Below are 5677 nucleotides of genomic sequence, written 5' to 3' on the forward strand. Positions count from 1 at the left end.
GCGACTTCGACGAGAAGCCGCCGAACACGACCGAATGCGTCGCGCCGATCCGCGCACAGGCCTGCATCGCGACGATGCCTTCCACCGACATCGGCATATAGATCACCACGCGGTCGCCCTTCTTCACGCCACGCGTCTTCAACGCGTTGGCGAAGCGGCTCACTCGCTCCAGCAGATCCTGATAGGTGACGTTGGCGACCGTGCCGTCATCGGACTCGAAGACAATCGCGACGCGTTGGCCGTGACCGGCTTCCACGTGACGGTCGATGCTGTTGTACGACGCATTCAGCAGGCCATCCTCGAACCATGTGTAGAACGGCGCCTTCGACTCGTCGAGCACCTTGGTGAAAGGCTTTTTCCAGCTCAGTGTCTCTTTGGCAAGACGGCCCCAGAAGCCTTCGTAATCGCTTTCCGCTTCGGCGGCGAGGGCACGGTATGCGTCCATACCGGAGATGGTGGCGCCTGCTGCCGCTGCGGCAGGGGGTGGGAAAACGCGGTGTTCCTGAAGAACCGATTCAATCGCAGACATCGACTACCCCTTGGTGAAGATGAAACGTAAAACCTGCTGACGCGTCGGTGACGCGCCATGTCGTGGTGACGCCGCCTGTCAAACATGCGCAGCGCCTGTCTCCAACCCTCGCGCACGGCCTTCACACCATGCGCAGCCAATCAGCCAGATCCGCATGCCGCATTGCAGCATGCACGAATCGCGATCAGCCCGTTCATCGCCAAGATAAACGTTGCAACTTACCGGCCACTTACGCAAGCGCTGCTTGCATGAGCCTCGCAGTTCGCGATGCTACGCGCCTGGCAGCGCGGGGGTCGGTGGGCCGGGCATGTCTCGGGGGCGTGGGCCTGCCGTAGTACGCGCCCTTTTACAATGCTAACTGAACTCGCCATTCGGATTCCAGCGCTGAAACGCGGGCCGCTGTTAGCGGCCGGCCCCCACCCTCTGCCCGTTGCAGCGCGGCAAACCCGGGTGACGCTGTACAATAGCGCGCCTGTCGCAAGCTTGTCCGCGAGCCGGTCTATGAACTTACCCACGAACGTGCCCGACAAGCGTGGCCGTTTTTTCGCTGCCCGCTTTCAGCCCGATCTCATCGCCCTGATTCTTGCCCATGTCCGCTCCGCGCTCCGACTCAGCTGGTAAAACGCGCCGCCCGATGCGCCCCCTGCCCGCCATCATCTTTATGAGCCGCTGGCTGCAGGTGCCGCTTTACCGCGGCCTGATCGTCGCGCAAGGCGTCTATGTGGTGCTCTTCCTGAAGGAAGTCTGGCATCTGGTCACAGCGTCCATGACGCTCGATGAAACCAGCCGTATTGCAACCCGTTTCCACTCCCCTGAAGGCGCACGACTGAACGCACAGCCAACGCGATCAGTACAACAAGCGCCATTGTCCCCACTGAGCTAGCCATGACCGTCATCAAACAGGAAGATCTGATTCAGAGCATTGCTGATTCGCTGCAACACATCAGCTACTACCACCCGCTCGATTACATCCAGGCTCTCGGCCGCGCGTACGAACTCGAAGAGAGCCCGGCCGCCAAGGATGCCATCGCGCAGATCCTGACCAACAGCCGCATGTGTGCGGAAGGCAAGCGCCCGATCTGCCAGGACACCGGCATCGTGACGGTGTTTGTGAAGGTGGGCATGGACGTGCGTTGGGACGGCGCCACGATGAGCGTCACCGACATGATCAACGAAGGCGTGCGCCGCGGCTATCTGAACCCGGACAACGTGCTGCGCGCGTCGATCGTGAGCCCGCCGGAAGGGGCCCGCAAGAACACCAAGGACAACACGCCGGCCGTGATCCACTACGAGATCGTGCCGGGCGACAAGGTCGACGTGCAGGTCGCAGCCAAGGGCGGCGGCTCGGAAAACAAATCGAAGTTCGCGATGCTGAATCCGTCGGATTCGATCGTCGACTGGATCCTGAAGACCGTGCCGACGATGGGCGCCGGCTGGTGCCCGCCGGGCATGCTCGGCATCGGTATCGGCGGTACCGCTGAAAAGGCGATGCTGATGGCGAAGGAATCGCTGATGGATCCGATCGACATTCAGGACGTCATCGCGCGCGGCCCGCAGGACTGGATCGAAGAACTGCGGATCGAACTGCACGAGAAGGTCAACGCGCTCGGCATCGGCGCACAGGGTCTTGGCGGTCTCGCCACCGTGCTCGATGTGAAGATCATGGCGGCGCCTACGCACGCTGCATCCAAGCCGATCGCCATCATCCCGAACTGCGCGGCTACGCGTCACGCGCACTTCACGCTGGATGGCTCGGGCGTCGCGAAGCTCGAAGCGCCCTCGCTCGACGCATGGCCGAAGGTGCAGTGGGAACCGAACACGGAAACCAGCAAGCGCGTCGATCTGAACACGCTCACGCCCGCTGAAGTCGCTGCGTGGACGCCGGGCCAGACGCTACTGCTATCGGGCAAGATGTTGACGGGCCGCGACGCTGCGCACAAGCGCATCGCCGACATGCTCGCCAAGGGCGAGAAGCTGCCGGTGGACTTCACGAACCGCGTGATCTACTACGTCGGCCCGGTCGACCCGGTGCGCGACGAAGCCGTCGGTCCCGCAGGCCCGACCACCGCGACCCGCATGGACAAGTTCACCGATACGATGCTGGGGCAAACCGGTCTCATTTCGATGATCGGCAAGGCCGAACGCGGCCCGGTCGCCATCGAGTCCATCAAGAAGCACAAGGCGGCTTACCTGATGGCCGTGGGCGGCGCCGCGTACCTCGTCTCGAAGGCGATCCGCAGCGCGAAGGTGCTGGCGTTCGAAGACCTCGGCATGGAAGCCATCTATGAGTTCGATGTGCAGGACATGCCGGTGACGGTGGCGGTGGATTCGAACGGCACGTCGGTGCATCAGACCGGGCCGAAGGAATGGCAGGCAAAGATCGGCAAGATTCCGGTCGCGACGGTTTAAAACCAGCTGTCACCAGGTTCGCGGCCAGGTTCAAAGGCCGCCGTCTGTTGACAGAAAGCCGGGGCTCGCGGTCCCGGCTTTTTCTTTGCTGGACGCAGGGATTGCGCAGCGAGCCATCACGGAGCGCAGCGGTCCCTGCGGACTGTCAAAAAATGCTCCGATCCTTGGCTTTTTTGGATCAGACGTTTATTGTTGTTGAAAATCGCAATTCAGAGCCCCACAAGGAAAAAACCATGCAAGGCGACAAAAAGGTTATCGAATATCTGAACGCCCAGTTGAAGAATGAACTGACCGCGATCAATCAGTATTTTCTGCATGCGCGGATGTACAAGCATTGGGGGCTCGAAAAACTCGGCAAGCACGAATACGATGAGTCAATCGGCGAAATGAAGCACGCTGACTGGTTGATCGAACGTATTTTCATGCTCGACGGCCTGCCTAATCTGCAAGACCTGCACAAGCTGCTGATCGGCGAGGAAACCAAAGAGATCCTCGAATGCGATTTGAAGCTCGAACAGATTTCTCAGAGCACCTGCAAGGAAGCTATTGCGTATTGCGAATCAGTTCGCGATTTCGTCTCGCGTGAAATCTTCGTGAAGATTCTCGACGATACGGAAGAACATATCGACTGGCTGGAAACGCAACTGGATCTGATCGACAAGGTCGGCATCCAGAATTATCAGCAGTCCGGCATGGGCTCAATCGAGTCCTAAGCGGCGCAGCCCGTGCATCGCTTTATGCCCAGCGCGGGCGCTGCCACTTGCTCCCACTGTTTGCACCTTTGTCTCGTCCCGTGAGCAAAACCCATCGCACCTCTGCGTCAGACGCAGGTCTGACCTCGCCCGCCACACGCGGCGCTCGTGAACTCCGGGCGGAGCACGCGCCGGTCGGGATATTCGACTCGGGCCTGGGCGGCCTGTCCGTGCTGCGCGCCGTGCGCGCCCAGTTGCCGGACGAGTCGATCATCTACGTGGCCGACTCGTTGTACGCCCCATACGGCGAGCGCGATGACGATTTCATCGCCGAGCGGACCTTGGCCATCGGGCAATGGCTCGTCACGCAGGGCGCCAAGGTGCTGGTGGTGGCCTGCAACACAGCGACGGCACAGTCGATCGCGATGGTGCGCGAGCGGCTGCCCATTCCGTTGATCGGTGTTGAACCCGGCATCAAACCGGCCGCCTCTCAATCGAAGACCCGCGTCGCCGGCGTGCTCGCCACGCAAGTGACGCTGCGCAGTACGCGCTTCCAGAGCCTCCTCGAACGCTACGCTGCGGACTGCCGCTTTCTGTGCCAGCCAGGCCACGGACTCGTGCAGGCGATCGAACGCTGCGACGTCGGCTCGGCGGAGCTTCGCACGCTGCTGCAGAGCTATCTGCAACCCATGCTCGACGCTGGCGCGGATACGCTGGTCCTCGGTTGCACTCACTATCCGTTTCTCGATGCGGCAATCCGCGACATCGTCGGTGAGCGCATGGCGCTGATCGACACCAGCATCGCTATCGCCCGCCAGGTTGAGCGTGTGCTCGACCAGAGCGGTCTGCGCGGTGCCGCTGACGTACCCGCTGATCTGCCCCGGTTTTGCTCCACCAGCGACGGTGCGCACTTGCAACAACTGGCGGCCACGCTGCTGCAATTAGAGGCTCCCGTCGAACGCGTGGTCATCCCCTCTCCGCGCACCCTCGCGCCGGATTCCCAGGCCGCCTGAAGCGGGGTCAGACCTGGCCAGCGTAAGCCCAGCGCCGGTTTGACCGCCATCACGAAGCAGCAGCCCTCGGACTGCCCGCCATCGTGCCCCAACTCCCGACCGCGTTACCCCTGCTAACAGTCTGGTTTTGTTACAAAAATCCGCACAGGGTGCTTGCCAAACGGGCCAAACAAAATGATAATAATTCGCATTAACGTTAGCTATTGCGCCCTACCATGATTGTTTGCGTGTGCAAGTCTGTATCCGACCGGACGATCCGTGCCTCGATCGCTGATGGCGTCGACTCCTTCGACGAACTCCAGTTCGAGCTCGGCGTCGCCATGTGCTGCGGCAAGTGCGAGGCGTCCGTGCGCGACGTCATGGCGCAAAGCGGCGTCTGCGCGAGCCGTTGCGGAGTCGAGCAACATGGCCACCCGGTGCCGCTGACGTTCTACGAACGCAAGGCCGCTTGATCCTGCCGGCACGGCGCCCGCCGTGCCCTGTCTGAGCGCCTGCTTCGGCCTCACGCTTTAGTCCACTGCCGTCAGCAAGCCAGTACACGTACGAGCCAGCTAATCCTCATCACCCCTGTTACAGGAGTTGGAGATGGAATTGCTGATTGGTTTCGTGACCACACTGTGCATTTCGCTGCTGATATTCCGAAAATGACCTTGCTTTGTCACGGGTGCGGTGTCGTCGGCGCGCGGCCACATTAACATGCCCGCTCCGTACCCCGCCCCAGCCGGCACGATGCCGGCGCCGTCCGTTCGCTTGAATTCCCGCACCCTTGTCACCACGGCCGCTGTCGCCGGGATTCACGTTGCGCTGCTCGCCGTCGTGATGAGCATGCGTCATGAACCCGAAGTGCGCCCTATCGAGTCGCATGAGATGACGGCTGAGTTGCTGAGTCCGGCACCAGTCGCCGCGCCGGTGGCCTTGCAGTCCATCGCGCCGCCACCGCCCAAGCCCACGCCGCCGGTACCGCACGTCAAACCCAAGGTGCAGCCGCGCCCAACGCCTGTGGCCAAATCCACGCCAGCGCCGTTGCCTGAGGC

Annotated in this window: 5 protein-coding genes and 2 pseudogenes; 6 read left to right on the forward strand and 1 reads right to left on the reverse strand. The window is 61.8% G+C overall.

What is annotated here, in order from left to right; translation table 11 throughout:
- A partial coding sequence (locus tag WCA85_RS03350; protein ID WP_424061760.1) for an acetyl-coenzyme A synthetase N-terminal domain-containing protein occupies positions 1–529 on the reverse strand: 529 nt, incomplete at its 3' end.
- A 589-nt stretch (positions 530–1118) separates the two neighbouring features.
- On the opposite strand from WCA85_RS03350, the pseudogene WCA85_RS03355 reads away from it, so the two are divergent.
- The 6 genes and pseudogenes from WCA85_RS03355 to WCA85_RS03380 all read left to right on the forward strand — a co-directional run.
- Positions 1119–1316 (forward strand): annotated as a pseudogene (locus WCA85_RS03355) (YqhA family protein); the annotation flags it as partial.
- A gap of 98 nt (positions 1317–1414) precedes the next feature.
- On the forward strand, positions 1415–2938 hold the full coding sequence (locus WCA85_RS03360; RefSeq protein ID WP_424061761.1) for a fumarate hydratase: 1524 nt from the start codon (positions 1415–1417) through the stop codon (positions 2936–2938).
- Positions 2939–3171: 233 nt separating this feature from the next.
- Positions 3172–3651, forward strand: a complete 480-nt coding sequence (gene bfr / locus WCA85_RS03365; protein ID WP_424061762.1) for a bacterioferritin — start codon at positions 3172–3174, stop codon at positions 3649–3651.
- Between the two features lie 119 nt (positions 3652–3770).
- Positions 3771–4643, forward strand: coding sequence for a glutamate racemase (gene murI, locus WCA85_RS03370; RefSeq protein WP_424061764.1), 873 nt, complete (start codon positions 3771–3773; stop codon positions 4641–4643).
- Between the two features lie 215 nt (positions 4644–4858).
- Complete coding sequence (locus tag WCA85_RS03375) at positions 4859–5095, forward strand: (2Fe-2S)-binding protein (RefSeq protein ID WP_424061763.1); 237 nt, start codon at positions 4859–4861, stop codon at positions 5093–5095.
- 244 nt (positions 5096–5339) lie between these two features.
- Positions 5340–5677 (forward strand): annotated as a pseudogene (locus WCA85_RS03380) (energy transducer TonB); the annotation flags it as partial.

This window comes from Paraburkholderia sp. (genome assembly GCF_049581445.1).
Taxonomy (GTDB): domain Bacteria; phylum Pseudomonadota; class Gammaproteobacteria; order Burkholderiales; family Burkholderiaceae; genus Paraburkholderia.